17 protein-coding genes are annotated in these 22,488 nt (G+C 64.5%); 3 read left to right on the top strand and 14 right to left on the bottom strand.

Features of this window, described 5'->3' with window-relative positions; all coding sequences use genetic code 11:
• The first annotated feature begins 215 nt into the window (after positions 1-215).
• From mutA to meaB, 3 genes are read left to right on the top strand one after another with little or no spacing between them, the layout of a single operon-like run.
• Entirely contained in the window at positions 216-2,111 is a 1,896-nt protein-coding gene (gene mutA / locus ACKAMS_RS25840; protein ID WP_020969616.1) for a methylmalonyl-CoA mutase small subunit, read from the top strand.
• Complete coding sequence (gene scpA, locus ACKAMS_RS25835; RefSeq protein ID WP_019748436.1) at positions 2,108-4,360, top strand: methylmalonyl-CoA mutase; 2,253 nt, start codon at positions 2,108-2,110, stop codon at positions 4,358-4,360. The genes mutA and scpA overlap by 4 nt, the downstream gene beginning before the upstream one ends.
• A gap of 17 nt (positions 4,361-4,377) precedes the next feature.
• Positions 4,378-5,370 (top strand): methylmalonyl Co-A mutase-associated GTPase MeaB, encoded by a 993-nt coding sequence (meaB, locus tag ACKAMS_RS25830; protein WP_003945003.1) that lies wholly within the window; start codon positions 4,378-4,380, stop codon positions 5,368-5,370.
• A gap of 61 nt (positions 5,371-5,431) precedes the next feature.
• On the opposite strand, the gene ACKAMS_RS25825 is transcribed toward meaB, so the two are convergent.
• From ACKAMS_RS25825 to ACKAMS_RS25760, 14 genes are all read right to left on the bottom strand, one after another.
• Positions 5,432-6,379 carry a sulfite exporter TauE/SafE family protein gene (locus tag ACKAMS_RS25825; protein ID WP_019748438.1) on the bottom strand — a complete coding sequence of 316 codons (948 nt, stop codon included), beginning with the start codon at positions 6,377-6,379 and terminating at the stop codon, positions 5,432-5,434.
• 230 nt (positions 6,380-6,609) lie between these two features.
• Positions 6,610-7,644: a nucleoside hydrolase gene (locus ACKAMS_RS25820; RefSeq protein ID WP_020907752.1), complete on the bottom strand. Its 1,035-nt coding sequence runs from the start codon at positions 7,642-7,644 to the stop codon at positions 6,610-6,612.
• On the bottom strand, positions 7,637-8,113 hold the full coding sequence (locus tag ACKAMS_RS25815) for an OsmC family protein (protein ID WP_019748441.1): 477 nt from the start codon (positions 8,111-8,113) through the stop codon (positions 7,637-7,639). Before ACKAMS_RS25815 ends, ACKAMS_RS25820 begins: the two co-directional genes overlap by 8 nt.
• Positions 8,114-8,144: 31 nt before the next feature.
• Complete coding sequence (locus ACKAMS_RS25810; RefSeq protein WP_256064529.1) at positions 8,145-9,458, bottom strand: CoA transferase; 1,314 nt, start codon at positions 9,456-9,458, stop codon at positions 8,145-8,147.
• Positions 9,459-9,476: 18 nt separating this feature from the next.
• A complete protein-coding gene (locus ACKAMS_RS25805) occupies positions 9,477-10,355 on the bottom strand; it encodes a hypothetical protein (RefSeq protein WP_019748443.1) in 879 nt (292 codons plus the stop codon).
• A 3-nt stretch (positions 10,356-10,358) separates the two neighbouring features.
• The gene (locus ACKAMS_RS25800) at positions 10,359-11,447 is read right to left on the bottom strand and encodes a hemolysin family protein (protein ID WP_003944826.1); all 1,089 of its coding nucleotides are present in this window, start codon (positions 11,445-11,447) and stop codon (positions 10,359-10,361) included.
• Positions 11,440-12,822, bottom strand: coding sequence for a hemolysin family protein (locus ACKAMS_RS25795; RefSeq protein ID WP_019748444.1), 1,383 nt, complete (start codon positions 12,820-12,822; stop codon positions 11,440-11,442). The genes ACKAMS_RS25800 and ACKAMS_RS25795 overlap by 8 nt, the downstream gene beginning before the upstream one ends.
• Positions 12,823-13,133: 311 nt before the next feature.
• Positions 13,134-14,570, bottom strand: a complete 1,437-nt coding sequence (locus ACKAMS_RS25790; RefSeq protein ID WP_020907756.1) for a GuaB1 family IMP dehydrogenase-related protein — start codon at positions 14,568-14,570, stop codon at positions 13,134-13,136.
• Positions 14,571-14,573: 3 nt separating this feature from the next.
• The gene (locus ACKAMS_RS25785; RefSeq protein ID WP_020907757.1) at positions 14,574-15,455 is read right to left on the bottom strand and encodes a DMT family transporter; all 882 of its coding nucleotides are present in this window, start codon (positions 15,453-15,455) and stop codon (positions 14,574-14,576) included.
• Positions 15,456-15,459: 4 nt separating this feature from the next.
• A complete protein-coding gene (locus ACKAMS_RS25780) occupies positions 15,460-16,962 on the bottom strand; it encodes a DEAD/DEAH box helicase (RefSeq protein WP_020969621.1) in 1,503 nt (500 codons plus the stop codon).
• Positions 16,963-17,024: 62 nt separating this feature from the next.
• Positions 17,025-18,482, bottom strand: coding sequence for an NADP-dependent phosphogluconate dehydrogenase (gene gndA / locus ACKAMS_RS25775; protein ID WP_007730904.1), 1,458 nt, complete (start codon positions 18,480-18,482; stop codon positions 17,025-17,027).
• A 218-nt stretch (positions 18,483-18,700) separates the two neighbouring features.
• A complete protein-coding gene (locus ACKAMS_RS25770) occupies positions 18,701-20,668 on the bottom strand; it encodes a DEAD/DEAH box helicase (protein ID WP_408989769.1) in 1,968 nt (655 codons plus the stop codon).
• 261 nt (positions 20,669-20,929) lie between these two features.
• Positions 20,930-21,883 carry a M56 family metallopeptidase gene (locus ACKAMS_RS25765; protein WP_003944922.1) on the bottom strand — a complete coding sequence of 318 codons (954 nt, stop codon included), beginning with the start codon at positions 21,881-21,883 and terminating at the stop codon, positions 20,930-20,932.
• Between the two features lie 25 nt (positions 21,884-21,908).
• Complete coding sequence (locus tag ACKAMS_RS25760; protein WP_003944876.1) at positions 21,909-22,322, bottom strand: BlaI/MecI/CopY family transcriptional regulator; 414 nt, start codon at positions 22,320-22,322, stop codon at positions 21,909-21,911.
• Between the last annotated feature and the right edge of the window lie 166 nt (positions 22,323-22,488).

The following is a 22,488-nucleotide window of genomic DNA, read 5'->3' as shown; positions in this document are numbered from 1 at the left end:
GAACAATCGCTAGGTAAGGGCCGGTCACACGTGCATGAACGACCGAATCTGCACGTCGTCTGACCGGTCGGAAAGTGGCCGCGAACAGCCCTGTGAAGAACATGACGTGATCCTCACGATATCTGGGCTCAACCGCGGGTTAGCATCACAGAACTAACGAACAAATCCGATTATCGGTAAAGCGCTCACGCAAAAAATGAGAGGGAGCGGACACAGTGTCATTAGCTTCAGAAGCCGAGGCTGTCGAGCAGGCGTACGCGGAGTGGCAGCGCTCCGTAGCCGGTGTGCTCGCCAAGTCCCGCAGAGTCGATGCGGCAGAGCTGGGCCCCGAGCCACAGAAACTGCTCGAAACCGTCACCTACGACGGTGTCACTGTCGCACCGCTCTACAGCCCACGCGACGAGCGTCCCGAGCAGAGCTTGCCGGGCACGTTTCCGTACGTGCGTGGCGTCGACGCTCACCGTGATGTCAATGCCGGTTGGTTGGTTTCCGCTGCATTCGGAACCGCTTCGGCGGCCGAGACTAATCGCGCCATCCTGGACGCCCTCGAAAACGGAGTCAGCGCACTCTGGTTGAAGGTGGGCGCCGACGGCGTTCCGGTCACCGACCTCGCCGCTGCGCTCGAGGGCGTTCTTCTCGACCTCGCACCGCTCACGCTCGACGCAGGCGCCGAGGTAAACGATGCAGCCCGCGCACTCTTCTCTCTCCTCGATGCTCGCGGTGAAGCCGGCGACGGCGTCAGTGATCGCAGCAGTATCCGAGTTCACCTCGGTGCAGCGCCGCTGACCAGTTCGTTCTCCGGCGCAGCCGACGTCGAATTTGCAGGCGCCGTCGAGTTGGCCGCTCTCGCTGCAGCTCGCGCGGAAACCGTGCACGCGATCACCGTCGACGGCACGGCCTTCCACAACGCGGGTGCCGGCGACGCCGAGGAACTCGGAGCCGCGATTGCCGCCGGACTCGAATACCTCCGCGCACTCACCGCAGAGAGCGGTCTGACCATCGGTGCGGCGTTGTCGCAGTTGGCTTTCCGCTACTCGGCAACCGACGATCAGTTCCAGACCATCGCGAAGTTCCGCGCCGCACGTCTCGTGTGGGCCCGCATCGCTCAGGTCTGTGGAGCTTCCGACTTCGGTGGAGCGCCGCAGCACGCAGTCACTTCCGCCGCGATGATGGCTCAGCGTGATCCCTGGGTGAACATGCTGCGCACGACCCTCGCCGCATTCGGCGCCGGCGTCGGCGGAGCAGATGCAGTGACAGTTCTTCCGTTCGACGTCGCCCTGGCCGACGGCACCCTTGGTGTCAGCAAGTCCTTCTCCTCGCGCATCGCGCGCAACACGCAGTTGCTTCTCCTCGAGGAGTCGCACCTGGGCCGCGTGCTCGATCCGTCGGCGGGCTCCTGGTACGTCGAGGACCTGACGCAGCAGATCGCCGCCACCGCGTGGGAGTTCTTCCAGGAAATCGAAGCAGCCGGCGGATATCTGGCGGCACTCGAAGCGGGAATCGTCTCCGGTCGTATCGCTGCCACGAAGGCCAAGCGCGACTCCGACATCGCACACCGTAAGACCACGGTCACCGGTGTCAACGAGTTCCCGAACCTCGGCGAAACGCCGCTGTCCGCCGAAGCCGTCGAGCCCGGCCAGTCCGTCGCCCGCTACGCAGCTGCATTCGAAGCGCTTCGTGACCGTTCGGACGCGTTCCTCGCCGCCGGCGGCGCCCGTCCCACTGCGCTTCTCGCGCCGCTGGGCTCGGTTGCAGAACACAACGTGCGCACCACGTTTGCGTCCAACCTGCTCGCTTCGGGTGGTATCGACGCAGTCAACCCCGGCCCCCTCGAGGTAGGCGCAGAAGCCATCTCCGCAGCCGTCAAGGCTTCCGGTGCCACCGTCGCGGTGCTGTGCGGCACGGACAAGCGCTACGGCGAGAGCGCCGCAGCGGCCGTCGCCGAACTTCGCGCTGCCGGCATCACCAAGGTGCTGCTCGCAGGACCGGAAAAGGCAGTCGCCGACGCGACCGGCGATTCTCGCCCGGACGGATTCCTCACAGCCCGCATCGACGCAGTGTCGGCTCTGACCGAACTGCTCGACTTCATCGAGACGGGAAGCTCCAAGTGACGACACGAGAGGTCAAGCACGTGATCGGCAGTTTCGCCGAGGTCCCACTCGAGGACCCGCAGTCTCCGGCACCCACACCGCCGTCGGTCGAGCAGGCACAGGCGCTCATCGAAGAGGGCGCAAACGCCAACAACTACGCCGCCGAGCAGGTTGTCTGGTCCACCCCGGAAGGCATCGACGTCAAGCCGGTGTACACCGGTGCGGACCGCACGGCCGCCGCCGAGTCCGGTTACCCGCTCGACAGCTTCCCGGGCGCAGCGCCGTTCCTGCGTGGTCCGTACCCGACCATGTACGTGAACCAGCCGTGGACCATTCGCCAGTACGCCGGATTCTCCACTGCCGCGGAGTCGAATGCGTTCTACCGTCGTAACCTCGCGGCCGGTCAGAAGGGCCTCTCGGTTGCCTTCGACCTCGCCACACACCGCGGCTACGACTCCGATCATCCTCGCGTTGCGGGTGACGTCGGAATGGCCGGTGTCGCAATCGATTCCATCCTCGACATGCGTCAGCTCTTCGACGGAATCGACCTCTCGCAGGTGTCGGTCTCGATGACGATGAACGGCGCTGTGCTCCCGATTCTCGCGCTGTACGTCGCCGCGGCAGGCGAGCAAGGCGTCACCCCGGACAAGCTGGCCGGAACGATCCAGAACGACATCCTCAAAGAGTTCATGGTTCGTAACACCTACATCTATCCGCCCAAGCCCTCGATGCGGATCATCTCGGACATCTTCGCGTACTCCAGCGCGGAAATGCCGAAGTACAACTCCATCTCCATCTCGGGCTACCACATCCAGGAAGCCGGAGCGACGGCCGATCTGGAACTGGCGTACACCCTTGCGGACGGCGTCGAGTACATCCGCGCCGGCCTCGACGCCGGTATGGACATCGACAAGTTCGCACCGCGCCTGTCCTTCTTCTGGGCCATCGGCATGAACTTCTTCATGGAGGTCGCCAAGCTCCGCGCCGGACGCCTCCTGTGGGCCGAGCTTGTTGCGAAGTTCGATCCCAAGAGCGCGAAGTCGCTCTCGCTGCGTACCCACTCGCAGACCTCGGGCTGGTCTCTGACCGCGCAGGACGTCTTCAACAACGTTCCGCGTACCTGCGTCGAAGCCATGGCTGCCACCCAGGGCCACACTCAGTCGCTGCACACCAACGCACTCGACGAGGCCATCGCACTGCCGACGGACTTCTCCGCCCGCATCGCCCGTAACACCCAGTTGCTGCTGCAGCAGGAATCCGGCACCGTACGTCCCATCGACCCGTGGGGCGGCTCGTACTACGTCGAGTGGCTCACCAACGAACTCGCCAACCGGGCTCGGAAGCACATCGAAGAGGTCGAGGAAGCCGGCGGAATGGCTCAGGCCATCAACGAAGGCATCCCGAAGCTGCGCATCGAGGAAGCTGCCGCCCGCACCCAGGCACGCATCGACTCCGGTCGGCAGCCGCTCGTCGGCGTCAACAAGTACGTTCCCGACGAGGTCGACACCATCGAAGTTCTCAAGGTCGAGAACTCCAAGGTCCGCAAGGAACAGCTCGAGAAGCTGGTTCGCCTTCGCGCAGAACGTGATCCGGAAGCCGTCGAGGCCGCACTCGCGAACCTCACCCGCGCTGCCGCATCCACCGAAGGCGGCATGGAGAACAACCTCCTCGCCCTCGCTGTTGTCGCCGCCCGTGCGATGGCTACCGTCGGCGAGATTTCCGACGCCCTCGAAAAGGTGTACGGACGCCACCAGGCCGAGATCCGCACCATTAGTGGTGTGTACCGCGACGAGGCAGGAACGGTGAGCAACATCAGCAAGGCGATGGAACTGGTCGAGAAGTTCGCAGAGGACGAGGGACGTCGTCCCCGCATCCTCGTCGCGAAGATGGGCCAGGACGGTCACGACCGTGGCCAGAAGGTCATCTCCACGGCCTTCGCGGACATCGGATTCGACGTCGACGTCGGACCGCTGTTCCAGACCCCCGAAGAGGTCGCCAATCAGGCGGCCGACAACGACGTCCACGTAGTCGGTGTGTCGTCGTTGGCAGCCGGTCACCTCACCTTGGTGCCGGCGCTGCGGGAGGCTCTGGCTGCGGCCGGTCGTCCCGACATCATGATCGTCGTCGGCGGCGTCATTCCGCCCGGTGACTTCGACGAACTCTACGAGGCCGGCGCTGCTGCCATCTTCCCGCCCGGAACCGTCATCGCCGACGCTGCCAGCGGATTGTTGGAGAAGCTCTCCGCCCAACTGGGTCACGACCACAGCTGAGAAGGGGGTCACTGAAGATGGCACGTCAGCCCATCGACATTGATTCCCTCGCCGAGGCGGTGCGCGGAAATCAGCGTGCCGGCCTCGCTCGGGCGATCACCCTCGTCGAGTCCACTCGCGACGACCACCGGGCACTTGCGCAGCAGCTTCTGCTGAAGTTGCTGCCCGAGGCCGGGGGAGCGCACCGGATCGGCATCACCGGCGTTCCCGGCGTCGGCAAGTCGACCTTCATCGACGCGCTCGGAATGTACTTGCTGGGCAAGGGACATCGGGTTGCGGTGTTGGCGGTCGATCCGTCGTCCACCCGCACCGGCGGCTCGATTCTCGGCGACAAGACACGCATGGCTCGGCTCACCGTCGAACCGAATGCGTACATCCGGCCGTCACCGACGTCCGGCACGCTCGGTGGTGTTGCCAAGGCAACCCGCGAGACCATCGTGCTTCTCGAAGCTGCCGGTTTCGACGTCATCCTGGTGGAGACGGTGGGTGTCGGCCAGTCCGAAGTCACTGTTGCCAACATGGTGGACTGCTTTACGTTCCTGACCCTCGCTCGTACCGGTGATCAGCTCCAGGGCATCAAGAAGGGTGTCCTCGAGCTCGCAGATCTGGTGGCGGTCAACAAGGCCGATGGCAAGCATGAGCGCGAGGCAAAGGGTGCTGCCCGCGAATTGGCGGGAGCGCTTCGCCTGATCTACCCGCACGACGCCATCTGGAAGCCGCCCGTCATCACGATGAGCGGCCTCGAGGGTGTCGGGCTGGACGAGTTCTGGGGAACTGTCACCAAACACCGTGAGGTGCTCACCGAAGCAGGACAGTTCGAGGAGAAGCGTCGCAAGCAACAGGTCGATTGGACCTGGACGATGGTCAACGATCAGCTGCTACGCAGGCTCTCGAGCAACGATCGGGTGCGTGCGATCCGGGCCGACGTCGAGCAGAGCGTGCGTGACGGTTCGCTGACAGCAGCGTTGGCGGCGGGGCGAATTCTCGACGCGTTCGACGGAAGCAACTAGGGCGAAAAAACAAAATCCCGGGTATCCGAGCGCGGATACCCGGGATTTCTTCTGTGACGAGCTATCGTTCGCGTTTGACCGCAGGCTCGGTGAGTTCGTTCTCGACAGCGAGTTCGACTCCCGTGAAATCGCCTTCTGCCTCGGCTGGGGTGAGCGTGGACCGCTTCCACGCGTAGAACAGCAGCGCTGCCCACGCGCCGAGAATGGCCAGGTAGCCGGCCACTGTGACCGCCCCGGTGATGTCGAAGGATTTGAACAGCTTCTGTGCGTTGGTCAACACGATGACGCCGCCCACCGCCGTTCCGAGCAAGGTGGCAGGTACGCGGCTGACCAGCCACGCCGCGAACGGGGCAGCGATGACACCGCCGAGCGCGAGACCGGCGACAACGAGGAGGTTTCCAGCTGACTCACGACCCAATCCGACAAGAAATCCCAGCGACGCGGCTGAGGCGACCAGAAACTCCGAGGCGCTGACCGAGCCGATCACGGTGCGCGGCGCGGTCTTGCCCCGCGAGAGCAGCGTGCTGGTGGTGATCGGACCCCAACCACCACCGCCGGATGCATCGATGAAACCACCGAACAGGCCGAGTGGGGACAGGAAACGTGCAGTGTGCGGGGTGGTGCGAGCGTCCGCGACGGCCGGTGGGCGGACCGAAAAGCGAAGTGCCACATAGATACCGATGGCCAGCAGGATCGTCGCCGTGATGGGGACTGCCGCTTCGGTGGACAGACCCGATAGCACGGTTGCGCCGATGAATGCACCGACTGCGCCGGGCACACCGAGCTTGGCGACGAGCTTCCAGTCGATGTTCTTGAACTTCCAATGCGACACACCCGAAGCGAGGGTGGTGCCGACCTCGGCCAGGTGAACAGCGGCGCTGGCCTGAGCCGGACCGAGGCCACCGATCATCAACAGAGTGGTTGCGGTGACACCGAAGGCCATACCGAGGGCGCCGTCGACGAGCTGGGCGCCGACGCCGACAAGGGTGAACAAAAGAAGGTTGAACATGAGAAGACAGACTCCGAGCGAAGAAGCGACAAAGTCAGGGGTGCAGGCAGCGAGAATCGCCGCTCAGCAACACGCCTGATCGAAGCATGCGCTACGACGAGTGGGCCAGAACGCCATCAATCCGAGCGCAAATGCCGGGGAGGCATCGTGGCTGGAAATCTGCACGTCAGGTCCTTTGTTCTCGTTCGTTGGTGTTCTGTCCATGCGAGCATAGCCGGTGCCCGGCTCGGTCAACCCACGACGCGGGCGTAATTTCCCACTCGGTGGACAAGTCGATCGAAGAATTCCGCCGGATCGGTGCTGACCGCGATATCCGCGTTGGGCTCACGCTTCCAGTGCCCGACCCAGTCCGCGACCGTCGTTCCGATCAGCAGTGGACTCTCGGTTTCGACATCTACCGTTGCCGGCTTCAGCGTCGCCAAGCTCGGATCGAGCGCGACGGCAGCAGCAAAGGGATCATGCATGTGAGCAAGAAAGCCCTGGTCGTATTCACGATGGAATTCCATGTAGAACCGGATCGCGTCGGACATATGCCTGATCACGCTGTTGGACGCGGAACTGCGGACGTCGGGACCGTCGTCAGGCGAGATGATCTCTTCCGGCGTGCTCCCGGCAGCTTCGGCGAGCCGACGCACATGTTCGGGGAACATCTCGATGGATTCGGTGACGTTGAGGCCGCAGATGATCGGGCGCCGGTGCGCGGGTACGACGGAGAACGCGTCGAACACCTCCTTGGCGGCGTGCGGATCCACCGAGACGTTCCACTCCGCGGTCGGCGTCGTGTTGCCCGGATAGTTGAACGACCCACCCATCACGACCAGTCGCTTCAGCAGAGACGGCAGATCGGGTTCACGTCTGATCGCCAGCGCAAGGTTGGTGAGCGGCCCCGTCACCAATCCGGTGAGTTGTCCGGGGTACTCCCGGACGAGATCCACCCAGAGGTCGGTGGCCGTTCGGACCGAGCGCTTGCGACCCGAATCGGGGAGGACGGCATGGCCGATCCCTTGCGGACCGTGAGTCTCCTCGGTGGTGCGCAACGGGATGACCAGTGGCTCGCGGGCGCCGAGTGCAACCTCGATGTCCGGGGCGCCGCAGAGCGCAAGCCAGTTCAAGTTGTTGGCCGCGACCTGTTCCACCGGAACGTTGCCGGCGGTGCTCGCAATCCCCAGAATCTCGGCTTCGGGGCTGGCAAGGAGATAGAGAAGCGCCAACGAGTCGTCGATGCCGGTGTCGACGTCGACGATGAGCTTGTGCGTATCACTCATCGGTGGCCACCAGGATCGTCGGTGAATGCAGGACAGGGAAGTTGACCGACCGAGCGATGAAGCACTTCGTGTGTGCGGGGCCGTGAAGCTCCTCGGCCTTCTCGACCATCGACGCCTCCGCGACCAATACCGTCGGATTCAACGTCACTTCGATGAACTGGCCGCCGCCATCGGATTCCTCGATCATGCTGCCGACCGGCTGATCGCTGTAGTCGAGAACGACGACCCCAGCGGCAGCTGCCAGACCGAGGTACCAGAGCATGTGGCATTGGGCGAGGGAGGCAACGAGCAGTTCCTCGGGGTTCCATCGCTGCGCGTCACCGCGGAACGAGGGATCGGAGCTGCCGAGAAGTTCCGGCTTTCCGACCGCGGATATTGCATGATTGCGCGAATATCCCTGCGTGCTGGACGTTCCGGTTCCCAGATCGCCCGTCCACTGAAGGTCGAGTGTGTAGGTATGTGACTTCACAGGTCCATCTTGCCCTGAATGTGCCGGTCCCTCAGTGTGCCCACTCCGCCCGATCCGATCCCCACGGATGGGCTGGTTCGGGGTAGTCCTCGAACTCTGCCAGCGCGGGTCGTGCGGTGGTCACGTCGGCATGGTTGACAACAGCATTCAGGCCGGGAGCGGTCGGTAGACCGGGATGGACGGTTCGGCCGGGTGCGTCGAGAAGACGGGCGCCGGTGCTGGCCAATGACACGTCGACATCGCGGCCACGGCCGTCGTGCGAGCGCAGCGTCAACGCGTCGAGGATCCCAGCTGCCAAGAAGTATCCGGTCGAGTGGTCGAGGGCCTGCGCTGGAAGTGCGCCCGGTTTCTCGCCGCCCTCGAGGAACGAGATACCGGATGCGGCCTGCACGATGCTGTCGAAGCCGCGGCGATTCGCCCACGGACCTTCCCATCCCCATGCGCTGACGCGCCCGTGAATCAGGTGGGCGGGAAGATCCTGCCCGATGAGTGCTTCGAGTGCGCCCGGACGGTAGCCGGTGACCAGTACGTCTGCGGTGTCGAGGAGTTCGCGGAATGCTGCCGCTTCCGCCGAGGACTTCAGGTCGAGAAGCGCCGACCGCTTGCCCTGGCCACTGTCGAGGTGCTGCCATCCGATCTCGGGGATCGCCGGAGGGTCGATCCGCAGAACGTCAGCGCCGACCAGCGCGAGGGCACGGGTCGCGACCGGGCCGGCGATGACGCGGGTCAGGTCGAGAACACGTGGGCGCGTCGGATGCGTGCGGGGTTTTCCCTCGTCGCGTACTCGGATGGATACCAGAGGCTCAGACCTCGCAGCTGCGCACTGCTCACTCAGGCGCCACTCGGTCTCGGTACGAACACGGACCGCGATGGCGCCGATCTCGGCGGCCTGCTGCTCGATCTCGATGGCGCTGAGTTCGGATATCCGTTGCGCCACTGCATCTTTAGGTGATCCATGGTCGAGCTCGAGGATGGCGAGCAGGCGGTCGCGATGGTGTGGATAGTTGCCGTGCGTGCGGACCCAACCGTCGCGGGCGGCAAAGAACCCCGAGTATTCGGAGAATCCGTTGATCGGTTCGCCGCCGATCCGGAACAGTCGATCGCTCGAGAAGGACGCGGCGATGCGCTCGGGATCGAGGGTCCAGTGTCCGTCGCCCGGGCTGGTTGACCGATGAATTGCCGAGGCGAAGGCCGCGACTGAGCCTGCAGCGAGGTCGAACACCGGCAAGTGCGCCGCAAGGAAGCCCGCCGAGTCCGGGCATTCGATGTGGCCGCGTCGGTCGTCGGTGTGCACCCCGACGTCACGTTGGTATTCGTCGAGATAGAACCCGTACCCGTGATCCATGTGGCGCCTTTCGGCAGTTCAGTGGCCGAGAAGCTCCCGGCACTTCTCTGCCAGCGTATCGCGGAGCGGCGCAGCACGATCCGCCAACTGTTGTTGCTGACGCACGTATTCGGCGCGGCCCGCGGGAGTTTCGATACGAATGGGGGAGTACCCGTACTCGGCGAGGTCGTACGGGCTCGCGCGCATGTCGAGTTCACGGGCCAGGAGCGCGTGTTCGAAGCACCGCATCACCAGATCGGAATCCACGAGTGGCAACAACTTGAAGCTCCACTTGTACAGATCCATACCGGCGTGCAGGCAGCCCGGCTGTTCGTGATCGATCTGAGTTTCGCGTGCAAGCGGGAGCGAGTTCTTGGGGGCCGCGTCCGGTGTGAAGAACCGGAACGCGTCGTAGTGCGTGCATTTGAGTGGCAGGGATTCGACTACCGCGTCGGTACCGGCGAACCCGAGCCGCAGCGGCACTGACTGGTGACGGATCGCGTCCTCGCCGCCGCGATAGACCATCGCCCATTCGTGGAGGCCGAAACAGCCCAGCACAGCGGGCCGCGCCGACGTCTGATTCAACAGATTCCACACGAATTCGACTGTGTGACGCCGACGCTCCAGCACGGCGGCCTCGACCGTCGCGGTACCCGATTCGTCGACGCGGTAGCCGGAGAAGGCTGCGTATTCGCCGGCGTTCTCGAGTGCGACTCCGTACCCGGGGTGCCAGCGGCGCAGTTGGGCGGGCTTGAAGTTGTAGTACGTGAAGAGGAAGTCGTGCACCGGGTGAGAGATACCGGCGCTACGACGCGCTCGGTGCGGCTCGACGAGCTTCTCCACCTCCTCGAGGTGAAGTGCCCGCCGAGCCGTCCACTCGCTCTGTGCGAGTGCGAGTGAATGCACCGAACGTGTCATCGATCAGCTGTTTCTTTGTCCGGGAACAGCATCTGTGCCGCGGTGCGTGCCGTCGCGAACCGTTCCGACGTACTCCTCGAGCAGATCCTCGAGCGCGACGATACCGATCACGACTCCGTCGGCGTCCGTGACTGCGCCGAGGTGCGAGCTGGCCCGACGAAGGCCGGCCAACGCTTCGGCCAGCGGCGTGCTGAGCGGAACGATGGGCAACGGGCGGATATCCGATGTCGGAACGACGGTGTCCGGCCCGGCAGCTTCGTCGAGCACCTCGTCGAGCACATCCTTGAGGTGCACGTACCCGGCCAGCGATCCATCGCTCGCTCGGACCGGGTAACGCGAGTATCCGGTCTCGATGACCGCACGCTCGATCTCACCCAGTGTTGTTCCCGACGGCGTGAGGGGAATGGTCCGCACCTTGTCGAGGGTGATCAGGACCTCGGAGACGGTGCGATCTGTCGATTCGAGTGCCTGCTTCAAGCGCCGGTGTTCTTCGGCGTCGATCAGACCCTCGGACCGCGATTCACCGATCATCGCGGACAACTCCACCGCCGAGACAGTGACGTCGAGTTCGTCCTTGGGCTCGACGCGCAGGAGCTTGAGCACTCCGTTGGCGCAGAGGTTGTAGAACGCGATGATCGGGCGAGCGATCTTGATGAACGCCAGATGCACGGGAACGAGCAGCATGGCCGTCTTCTCGGGGCCCGCCAACGCGATGTTCTTGGGCACCATTTCCCCGAGGAGGATATGCAGCACGACGACCAGCGAGAGCGCGATCGCAAACGAAATCGGGTGTAGCAATCCGTCGGGAAGGCCGACGGCTTCCATCGGCACCTCGAGGAGGTGCGCGATGGCGGGCTCGGCGACCTTACCGAGCAGGATCGAGCAGATCGTGATGCCCAGCTGAGCTGCCGCAAGCATCAGCGAGAGGTTCTCACCGGCCTTGATGACCGTGAGTGCCCGCTTCTTACCCTGCGCGACAAGTGCCTCGAGGCGGTCGCGTCGTGCGGAGATCAGCGCGAACTCCGCACCGACGAAGAATGCGTTACCGGCGAGCAGCACGACGGTGAGGAGTACACCGAAGAGGTTATTCATCGTCGGACTCCTTCGTGTCGTCGTCTGCGGATTCGGGTTCGACATGTGCCGGGACCGGCGTGATGGTCACTCGGTCGATACGACGGCCGTCCATACTGGTCACTCGGGCGATCCACTTTCCGCGGGAATCACCGGACGAGTCGACGTCGGGCAATTCCACTTCGTCACCCTCGTCGGGGATTCGGCCCAGTTCGGTGAGTACCAAACCGCCGAGCGTGTCGTAGTCGCCTTCGGGTGCGGTGTACCCGGTTGCCGACGTGACCTCGTCGATGCGCAACAGGCCGGAGCACGACCATCCGTCGCCGACGCGCTGTACGTCGAGTTCGGGTTCGTCGTGTTCGTCGCGCACATCACCGACGATTTCCTCGATGAGGTCTTCCATCGTGACGATGCCGGCTGTTCCGCCGTATTCGTCGACGACAAGAGCGACCTGCATGCCGTCGGAGCGGATCCGCTCCATGACGGTGTCTCCGTCCAGGCTCGACGGCACGACGGGAACACGTTGAGCCAGACTGTCGACGCGCGTCGTGCGCCTGCGCTCGGCCGGAACGGTGAACGCGTGCTTGATGTGTACGACGCCGACCGTGTCGTCGAGATCGCCGCGAACGACGGGGAAGCGCGAGTAGCCAGTTCGCGACGCCGTCACGATCAGGTCTGCGACGGTGTCCGAGAGTTCCAGCGATTCGATCTTCACTCGCGGAGTCATCAGCTCTTCTGCGGTGCGGTCACCGAACTGCAGCGAACGGTCGACGAGCATCGCCGTGCCCTTGTCGATGGACCCGCGCTGCGCGGACGTCCGCACGAGGGACCCGAGTTCCTGCGGTGATCGCGCCGAGCGCAATTCTTCCGCGGGTTCGATGCCCAGGCGTCGCACGATCCAGTTGGCGGTTCCGTTGAGGCCGTTGATGGCCCACCGGAAGATCAGCGAGAAGCCCGCTTGCAGGCCCGCAGTCGCGCGGGCGGTGGGCATCGGTTTGGAGATTGCGAGGTTCTTCGGTACGAGCTCGCCGAAGATCATGGAGAACGAGGTCGCAATCACGAGCGCCAGGATCAAAGACGTTGTCGAGGCAGCGGATTCGCTGAGCCCGACGGCCTTCGTGACCGGTGTGATGAACCGTGCCAGAACGGGCTCGGCCAGGTAACCGGTGATCAGGGTTGTGATCGTGATGCCCAGCTGAGCACCGGAGAGCTGGAACGAGAGAGTCTTGTGCGCGTGTTGAACCTGCCGCGAGCGTCGGTCGCCGCCACGAGCAGCTTCGTCGACGGTGCTGCGTTCGAGCGCGGTCAGTGAGAATTCGGCCGCCACGAAGAGGGCGGTGCCTGCAGTCAGCGCGATGAAGCCGACCAGGCTGAGAATGGTGAAAACGATGTCCATGTGTCATCGCCACCTGAGGTGTGCACGGGGGCCGCCGGGTTTGTCTCCCGGCTCGCTAGAGGAGCCCTCCGAACCAGCGGAATCAGACGATTCCTCGGATAAAACGACGGGTGTAGCGCCGGGTAAGTGTGTGGGTGCCTCGGGCACCGGGTTCCTCTCGTCGGAGCCGAGTATTTCTCGGCTGTAGCGGGCTCGGTCGGGTCGCCGATGGGCACCCGACCGAGTTTTGTTTCCTGTTTACGGATCCAATGATACCGGCGGGTGCCCGGGAGTAGGGACCCGAGCACCCGCCGACTGTCATAAAACGTGGTTCACCAACCAGACGGAAGCGGCCGTCCTTCGGCGAATCCGGCGGCGGACTGCACTCCCAGAACTGCCTTCTCGTGCAGCTCCTCGAGTGAGCGCGCACCCGCGTACGTGCAGGTACTGCGTACGCCGGAACAGATCTGATCGATCAGGTCCTCGACTCCGGGACGCTCGGGATCGAGACGCATCCGCGAACTGGAGATGCCTTCCTCGAACAATCCCTTACGGGCGCGATCGAAAGCCGTTTCGGTGGCGGTGCGAGCGGCAACAGCGCGCTTGGAGGCCATACCGAAGCTCTCCTTGTACGCGTTGCCCGCCTGATCGACTTTGAGATCGCCGGGGGACTCGTACGTGCCGGCGAACCACGAGCCGATCATGACGTTCGACGCGCCCGCCGCGAGGGCGAGTGCAACGTCGCGAGGGTGGCGAACGCCGCCGTCGGCCCAGACGTGCTTGCCGAGCTCACGTGCTGCTGCAGCACATTCCGCGACGGCCGAGAACTGCGGGCGTCCGACGCCGGTCATCATGCGAGTCGTGCACATGGCTCCGGGCCCGACGCCGACCTTGACGATGTCCGCGCCTGCGGCGATCAGATCACGGGTTCCCTGTGCGGACACCACGTTGCCTGCAACCAACGGGACGCCGAGGTCGAGCGCCTTGAGGGTGGTGAGCGCATCGATCATTCTCTGCTGGTGACCGTGAGCCGTGTCCACGACGATCACGTCGGCACCGGCGTCGACGAGTGCCTTGGCCTTGGCGCCCACGTCACCGTTCACACCGACCGCAGCAGCGACTCGGAGTGCGCCGCGATCGTCGACTGCGGGGTCGTAGATGCCGGCACGAATCGCGCCGGTGCGGGTGAGGACGCCGGCGAGGGTTCCGTCCTCGTTGACGATGACGGCCAACGGATCGTGCTTGGTTTCGAGCAGTTCGAAGACCTCACGCGGTGTGGCGGTGACCGGGGCGGTGACGAAGTCGGTGATCGCGACGGTACGTAGGCGTGTGAACCGATCGACATCCGCGCAGGCAGCCTCGGTGACGACACCGAGAGGCTTGCCGTCCTCGACCACCACGACTGCGCCGTGTGCACGCTTGGGTAGCAGCGCCAGCGCATCGGAGACGGCGTCGTCCGGACTCAGCGTGACCGGCGTATCAGCGACGAGGTGGCGGCTCTTGACGAACGCCACGGTCTCGGCGACAGCGTCAGTGGGGACGTCCTGCGGAATGATGACCAGTCCGCCGCGGCGGGCGACAGTCTCGGCCATGCGGCGGCCGGCGACTGCGGTCATATTGGCGACGACGACGGGAATGGTCGTTCCGGATCCGTCGGAAGAATTGAGATCGACGTCGAACCGAGAGGTGACCTCGGTCCGGTTAGGGACGAGGAAGACGTCGTCGTAGGTCAGGTCGTATGGGGGGCGTTGCCCTTCGAGGAACTGCACGTTTCACGAGCCTACCGTCGATTCCGCCGTAGCGCCCTCGGTATCGCGCGCTTGTGAGCGGGAGAGGGCGATCGTGGTCATGATCATGACGGCGACGGCGCACCCGATGAGAGCAATTCCGGGACCGTCGACGCGGAGGCGTTCGTCGAGAACCGTCATCCCCAGGAAGATGGCCGCGATCGGCTCGCCGATCGTCAGGGCGGGTAGCGACGCCGACAGGGGCCCGACCTGGAACGCGCGCTGTTGGAGGTAGACCCCGATTGCGCCCGAGGCGATCAGCGCCCACGTCTGCCATGCCGAAATCACCCCGACGACACCGTGCCCGAGTAGGTCGGTGACGTACTTGGTGAATGCGACGGCCACGCCGTAGAAGATTCCGGCCGCGGAGCCGAGAAGCAGAGCGCGCCAGCCACCGTCGAGTTTGGACAAGCCGCCGATAGTTGCGACCACGGCCACTGCGACCGTGATCGTCAGGGGCACAGCCCAATCCGACCACGGAGCGTTGCTGTCTCCCTCGGTGGGATCGCCGACTACGAGGAAAATCGCCAAGGAAATCGCGAGCATGATCGCCAATGACCACGCAGAACGGGTGATGCGAATTCCAGAGAACCTGGCCGAAAGTGGCAGCGCGAACAGCAGCGAGGTCACGATCAGCGGCTGCACCACCAACACCGAACCCAACGACAGTGCAACGGCCTGCATGACGTAACCGCCGCCGTCACCGATCAGCCCGGCCCACCACCGAGGACTGCGAATCAACGACGCCACCAACGCCTCGCCCTCCGGAACCGCAGACGCGGCGCGCTGCTGAGCGACGGAGGCACACGCGAAGAGAAGCGCGGCGACGAGTGCGCAGAGAACCGAGATCAGTGGAAGATCACCCATTCCCTCAGTGTGCGCGCTTGCCCGCCCGATTTCCGGCAGACGGCTTTCCTGCGCCGGGTGCGCCGCGACGCGGGGTCAAGCCCTTGGACGCCAGTCGCTCCGAACGGGTCGGGACGGGAGTGCCGTCCGCACGGATCTTCTTCACACTCTTCGGATCGGTGACGCGCCGCGAGGAAGCCGCGCGCTTGTCGCCGTCCTTCTTCATCCGTCCTCCGGCAGCGGTCCGGCCTGCAGTGTCGTGTTCCTGACGGCCACGCTTTGCGGTGTGCTTGACGGCGACCGTCGTATCGGGAGCTTCGACCGGTATTCCCGTCGGCTCCATCGCGCCGGTGATGCGCGTGAGCTCCAGATCGTCAGGACGAACCCGCACGCCGTGAACCTTGATACCTGCCTGCTTGGTCAACTTCTCGACCGAATCACGTTCTTCGTCGGTGACGATGGTGACGACGACGCCTGATTCCCCGGCGCGTGCCGTCCGGCCGGCCCGGTGCAGGTAGTCCTTCGCCTCCGCCGGGGGATCGACGTGAACGACGAGCGTCACGTCGTCGACATGGATTCCGCGCGCGGCGACATCGGTGGCGACCAGGACCGGTGTCGTCCCGTCGGAGAACGACGCGAGGGTCTTGGTCCGGTTGTTCTGCGTCTTGCCGCCGTGCAGGGCGCCGGCCGAGACACCGATCAAATGTAGTTGCTGCGCAAGACGATCCACTCCGTGCTTGGTCTTGACGAACATGATGGTCCGCCCCGCCCGTGAACCGATATGTGCGACAACGGATCTCTTGTCGTCGCGGTCGACGAAGAGCAGGTGATGCTCCATGGTCGAGACGGTGGCAACCGGGGGAGCAGTCGAGTGCGACGCCGGATTGCGCAGGTAACCCGCGACCAGATCGTCGACCTTGCCGTCGAGTGTTGCCGAGAAGAGAAGGCGCTGACCGTCTTTCGGTGTCGTGTCGAGAATCTTCGCAACCTCGTCGATGAAACCCATGTCTGCCATGTGGTCGGCTTCGTCGATGGTCGTGATCACGACGTCGTCGAGAATCACCGACTTCTGCTCGAGTAGGTCGAGTAGGCGCCCTGGGGTCGCGATCAGGAGATCGACGCCGCGGGCAAGGATGTCGGCCTGACGCTTGATCGGAACGCCACCGACCGCATTTGCCACACGCAAACCGATCTCGGTAGCAGCGTCGTCGAGTGCCTTGTGGATCTGGATCGCCAGCTCACGGGTGGGAGCGAGCACCAAACCGCGCGGACGATTCCGCTTGCTCGCCCCGCCCTTGAGGCGCACCAGCATCGGAAGCCCGAAGGCCAGAGTCTTTCCGGAACCCGTCGCGCCGCGCCCGAGGACATCGCGGCCGGCAAGGACATCGGGGATGGTTGCCGACTGAATGGGGAAGGGGGCATCGATGCCGCTTCGGCGCAACGCGTGCACCATCACGGCGGGGATTCCGAGGTCGACGAACGAACGCCCTTCGGTCGAGGTGGGCGAGTCGATCGTCGATTCCTGCATTTGTCCAGGCTACCGGGTATCGGTAGACGCAGATGACCGCATCTACCGATACCCGCTGTGAATCAGGCCTCGATTTCGCTGCGGTCACCGCTCCACAGTGTGTGGAACTTGCCCGGCTTGTCGATGCGCTCGTAGGTGTGCGCGCCGAAGAAGTCGCGCTGCCCCTGAGTCAGGGCGGCCGGCAGACGCTCCGCGCGGAGACCGTCGTAGTACGAGAGCGAAGACGCGAACGCCGGTACCGGAATGCCGAGCATCGTCGCGGTGGCGACCACACGGCGCCAGCTGTCGATGCCTGCCTCGATGGCCTCGCGGAAGTACGGCGCCAGAATCAAGCTCGGCAGGCTCGGATCCGCGTCGAACGCGTCCTTGATGCGGTTGAGGAACTGCGCACGGATGATGCAGCCACCGCGCCAGATCGTCGCCAGGTCGGCAGGCTTGAGGTTCCAGTCGTACTCGGCGCTGCCGGCAGCGATCTGATCGAAGCCCTGCGCGTACGCCACGATCTTCGACGCGTACAGCGCGGCCTGGATGTCGGCGGCGAACTGCTCGGCGTCAGCAGGCTTGTCGCCGAGAGAGCCGGCGGCCAGACCCTGCGCCTGAGCTGCGGCGCGCTGATTGCGGCTACCGGACAGTGCGCGAGCGAAAACGGCCTCGGCGATACCGGTGACCGGCACGCCCAGATCCAGAGCGGACTTGACCGTCCAGCGGCCCGTGCCCTTCTGCTCGGCAGCGTCGACGATGACGTCGACCAACGGCTTGCCCGTCTCGGCGTCGACCTGGCGGAGCACCTCGGCGGTGATCTCGATCAGGTAGGACTCGAGCGTGCCCTTGTTCCACTCGGTGAAGACGTCTGCGACCTGACCGGCGTCGTAACCGAGTGCGTCGCGGAAGAGGTTGTACGCCTCGCCGATGAGCTGCATGTCGGCGTACTCGATGCCGTTGTGCACCATCTTGACGAAGTGACCGCTGCCGTCGGGGCCGATGTGCGTGCAGCACGGGGTGCCGTCGACGTGAGCGGAGATGGACTCGAGAAGCGGGCCGAGAGCCTCGTAGGACTCCTTCGGGCCGCCGGGCATGATCGACGGACCGTTGAGTGCGCCTTCTTCGCCACCGGAGATTCCAGCGCCGACGAAGTGCAGACCGCGGGCGCGGATCGCTGCTTCACGACGGATCGTGTCGGTGTAGAGCGAGTTGCCACCGTCGATGATGATGTCGCCGGGCTCCATGGCGTTCGCGAGCTCTTCGATCACGGCGTCGGTCGGGGCGCCGGCCTTGACCATGATCAGGACGCGTCGCGGCTTCTGCAGTGCGGCAACAAACTCCTCGACGGTCTCGGTGCGCACGAAATCGCCCTCGGAACCATGCTCGGCGATCAGGGCATCGGTCTTCGCGATGCTGCGGTTGTGCAGGGCAACGGTGTGACCGTGGCGGGCGAAATTGCGGGCAATATTCGAACCCATGACGGCCAGGCCGGTGACGCCGATCTGAGCTCGGGGTGATTCGGTGCTAGTGGTTGACATACTTACAGCTTTCCCTCTCGGTCCGCGGCTGTGAAATCCTGCGCTGTGCGCAGCCGAAAACGGTGCGGCCGCGACGCGCGTGAACATTCAGACCGTGCATACAAAACACGGATGCAGATCACTTTAATTGCAGTGACCTGCATCCGTCTCGATACAGCTTCCGGCACAGCCGGAAGGTTCTCAGTGTTCAGTTGTCGAGCCGCAGCTCAGCGCAGGTATTACCGCTGTTCGCGCTTCGGGCCGTCGAATCCGTCATAGCTACGACGGTCGGTGCGGCTGCGGAAGCCGCCACCGCTGGTCGAGGCTGCACGGTTGTCGCCGCCGTCGCGGTTGCCCTGGTAGCCACCGGAAGAGCGGTTGCCCTGGTAACCGGTCGAGGGGCGGCTGTCGCGATCGCCGTACGAGCGGTTGTTGTCGCGGTTGCCCTGGTATCCACCACCGGACGAACGGTTGCCCTGGTATCCGCCGCGGCTCTCGCCGTCACGGCTTCCCTGGTATCCGCCCGAAGAGCGGTTGCCCTGGTAACCCGTCGACGGGCGGCTGTCGCGGTCTCCGTAGGACGGACGGCTGTCACGGTTGCCCTGGTAACCACCGCTGGAGCGATCACCCTGGTATCCACCGGAAGAGCGGTTGCCCTGGTAACCGCCGCGGCTCTCGCCGTCGCGGCTTCCCTGGTAGCCACCGGAAGAGCGGTTGCCCTGGTATCCGGTCGAGGGGCGGCTGTCGCGGTTGCCCTGGTAACCACCGCTGGAGCGATCACCCTGGTATCCGCCGCGGCTCTCGCCGTCACGGTTGCCCTGGTATCCACCCGAAGAGCGGTTGCCCTGGTAGCCGCCGGAAGAGCGGTTGCCCTGGTAGCCGCCACGGCTTCCGCCACGATCACCGAAGGAACGCTCGCCACGAGAAGAGCTCTCGCGCAAGGGTTCTCCGGTCGGCTTCTTGGCGCCGGTGATGCGAGCAAGTTCAGCAGAACCCGGGGTGACGGCAACGGCTGCGGCATTGACGCCGGCCATTCCGGTCAGACGCTTGAACTGACGCTTCTGGTTGGGCAGCACGATGGCGACAACGGTGCCCTTCTCGCCGGCGCGAGCGGTACGACCAGCGCGGTGCAGGTAGTCCTTGTGGTCGGCCGGGGGATCGACGTGAACGACGAGGTCGATGCCGTCGACGTGGATACCGCGCGCTGCAACGTCCGTTGCGACGAGGACCGGGGTGCGGCCGTTCTTGAAACGCTCGAGGACGCGGGTGCGCTGGTTCTGTGCCTTGCCGCCGTGAAGCGACTCGGCAGCGATGCCGACTGCGCGGAGGCGATCGGTGATTCCCTCGCAACCGAGCTTGGTGCGGGCGAACATGATGGTGCGTCCGTCACGGGCACCGATCTCGGCGAGGACGGAATCCTTCTGCCCACGATCGACGAGGAGGACGTAGTGCTCCATCGTGTCGACGCTTGCGCGGCCGTCTTCGGTGGAGTGGGTGACGTGGTTGGCCAGGAACTGACGAACCAGCGACTGGACCTCACGGTCGAGGGTTGCCGAGAACAGCAGACGCTGTCCGTCTGCGGGGGTCTCGCCGAGGATCGAGCGAACCTCGGGCAGGAAGCCCATGTCCGCCATCTGATCGGCTTCGTCGAGTGCGGTGATTTCCACCGAGTCGAGGATGCAGGTGCCCTGACGCAGGTGATCGCCCAGGCGACCCGGCGTTGCGACGAGGACGTCTACGCCGCGGCGAAGCTGATCGACCTGCTTGGCGAACGGCGTTCCACCGACAGCGGGACGAACCGTGAGTCCGAGTGCGCCGGCGTAGGAGTTGAGGGAGTCGACCACCTGGAAAGCAAGCTCACGGGTGGGGACGAGCACGAGTGCGCGGGGACGCTTGGCGGCCGGGCGATCTTCGTGGCGTGAGAGGCGGGTCAGCATCGGCAGGCCGAAGGCGAGGGTCTTACCCGATCCGGTCTGTGCGCGGCCGAGAACGTTGGTTCCGGCGAGCGCGTCCGGGATGGACTGCGCCTGGATGGGGGACGGGACGGTGATGGAGTTGCGCGCCAATGCGGCAACAAGCTGCTCGGGCAGGCCGATCTCGGCGAAGGTGATACCCGACTCGGTGGCGACTGCTTCTTCGGCAGCGGGGGTGTTGACGGTGGGGTCTTCGATGTTCTCGGAAGACGACATTTGGACAGCGTTGGTCACGCGGAAACCTCTCCGGACTACGGGCACGTCGCGGAGCGGAAGAAGCCATGCTGAAATACACGACACAGTTCGCAAAGGGACGAGCCAGGGCACATGTCACCTGGCAATCCGAACGCATACTGCGGGGAATTGGGCTGTGTGCCGTTATATGTTGACGGACCACGATGGTGGCCGTGGTCCACTCTACGCCACCGGGGACACCGAAGTCAGGTAGCCCCGCCTGTGACCTGCACTACTACACGGGGTTGCGCAGGTCAAGACTCAGTATGCGTTGAAAAGCAGTCGAAGTTCGGTGAGCCAGGGCACAGCCACCGCAACCGTGGGAACCACGAGAATCGCGACCGCCCCGAGATACGCAAAAACGGCGATGCGGGGATCTGCATCGTCGGCCGAGAGGCGCTGCACTCGGATGAGCGTCGACGGGCCGCCCGCTGCCATCGCTCCGCGGGGTGCCGTCGATCCGGCACACGCGACAAGTGCCCGCGCGAGGGGAGTGGGACCGGTAGCCCGCACAGCTGAATCGTCGGCGAGCAACTCCACCAGGAGTTGTACCGATCCCAGAGCCGACTTGCTACGAACGAAACGGGGGAACGCGTGGTTGACGGCCGTGAAAGCCTCGAGGACCAGATCGTGACGAGCTCGCAGGTGTGAACGCTCGTGCGTCAGAATTGCCTTGACCTCGGCATGATCGAGGTTCTGCAGAGTGCCTTGACTGAGAACCACGCGTTGGCGCAGACCTGGCAGGCAGTATGCGATCGGTTCGTCCACGTCCAGCACCCGCAGATCGGGTGTGCGTTCCACCGACGCGGGCATGGCGCAGTCGTCGAGAAGGTCCACCAACACGCGGTGACGTGCACGGCGACGTCGGGTTCTCACAGCGACCTGGATTATCGAGAAGATCAGCTTCGCGCCGATCAGAAGCGTCAGGGCAAAAACAACCACGTACAGAATCCACAGCGGGAGCCCGAGTGCATCGATTTCGGCGGTCGGGGCCGTCGTCGGCCTACCGTCAGCGCCGGGAACGAGCAGCTGGCTGGCAATGGCCAGGCCCGAGCTGAATGCCGACAGCACCGCAGCAATCGCGACGGCTTGCCACAGAACCAACGCCGCGCGTGGAGCGCGGTAAGGCCACGTGGAGCGGCTCAGGAGTGCGGGAACCGGACCGGCCAGCAACAAGGCAAGCAGTCCGAAAACCAGTGCAGTAGTGGCGTTCATGTCCTACACATCATGCACGACGAAATCAGTTCGGCCTAGAAATTCCGGGCTGCGCAGCCTTTTTCGCGGACTCGCGCACCTCAAGGGCAGCGAGCGCTTCGCGGAGAGCATCGGCTTCGTCAGCATTGACCTGTCCCACGAAGTGGACGAGTGCCGCAGCGCGACCGCCGGACTCCGGGGCCTGGGCCAGTGCGTCGACCATCAGGCTCGCGACCAGTTCTTCGCGCTTGTTGACGGGAAGATAGCGATGGGCGCGATCGTCACGCTGCTGAATCACCAGATGCTTCTTCGCCAGGCGCTGCAGAACGGTCATTACCGTCGTGTACGCCAATTCGCGATGTGTCGCGAGTGCTTCATGCACCTGTCGCACAGTTTGCGGTTCCGATGTGGACCACAAATGATCCATCACCGCGCGTTCGAGTTCACCTAGACCTGCCATTCTTCGATTCTACGGACTTCCACGACGAAATACGTACTACTGGTAGTAGTAACCGCCTCGGTGGGGGTGTGGTATTGGCCATAGTGATCTGCGTGACGGTTACGGTGGTGTGAGACGACCAAAGTCCCGACAATGACGATGCCCGATAATTGCAAGCCAACAGTCG

This window comes from Rhodococcus sp. 5A-K4 (assembly GCF_046097995.1).
Taxonomy (GTDB): domain Bacteria; phylum Actinomycetota; class Actinomycetes; order Mycobacteriales; family Mycobacteriaceae; genus Rhodococcus_F; species Rhodococcus_F erythropolis.
Note: the sequence above shows the minus strand (reverse complement) of the source record. Positions and strands in the feature narration are given on the sequence as shown.

Coding starts and splice junctions, on each gene's coding strand:
- meaB (WP_003945003.1), top strand. CDS start 4,378: ATGGCACGTCAGCCCATCGACATTGATTCCCTCGCCGAGGCGGTGCGC.
- ACKAMS_RS25825 (WP_019748438.1), bottom strand. CDS start 6,379: ATGTTCAACCTTCTTTTGTTCACCCTTGTCGGCGTCGGCGCCCAGCTC.
- ACKAMS_RS25820 (WP_020907752.1), bottom strand. CDS start 7,644: ATGAGTGATACGCACAAGCTCATCGTCGACGTCGACACCGGCATCGAC.
- ACKAMS_RS25810 (WP_256064529.1), bottom strand. CDS start 9,458: ATGGATCACGGGTACGGGTTCTATCTCGACGAATACCAACGTGACGTC.
- ACKAMS_RS25805 (WP_019748443.1), bottom strand. CDS start 10,355: ATGACACGTTCGGTGCATTCACTCGCACTCGCACAGAGCGAGTGGACG.
- ACKAMS_RS25800 (WP_003944826.1), bottom strand. CDS start 11,447: ATGAATAACCTCTTCGGTGTACTCCTCACCGTCGTGCTGCTCGCCGGT.
- ACKAMS_RS25795 (WP_019748444.1), bottom strand. CDS start 12,822: ATGGACATCGTTTTCACCATTCTCAGCCTGGTCGGCTTCATCGCGCTG.
- ACKAMS_RS25785 (WP_020907757.1), bottom strand. CDS start 15,455: ATGGGTGATCTTCCACTGATCTCGGTTCTCTGCGCACTCGTCGCCGCG.
- ACKAMS_RS25780 (WP_020969621.1), bottom strand. CDS start 16,962: ATGCAGGAATCGACGATCGACTCGCCCACCTCGACCGAAGGGCGTTCG.
- gndA (WP_007730904.1), bottom strand. CDS start 18,482: ATGTCAACCACTAGCACCGAATCACCCCGAGCTCAGATCGGCGTCACC.
- ACKAMS_RS25765 (WP_003944922.1), bottom strand. CDS start 21,883: ATGAACGCCACTACTGCACTGGTTTTCGGACTGCTTGCCTTGTTGCTG.
- ACKAMS_RS25760 (WP_003944876.1), bottom strand. CDS start 22,322: ATGGCAGGTCTAGGTGAACTCGAACGCGCGGTGATGGATCATTTGTGG.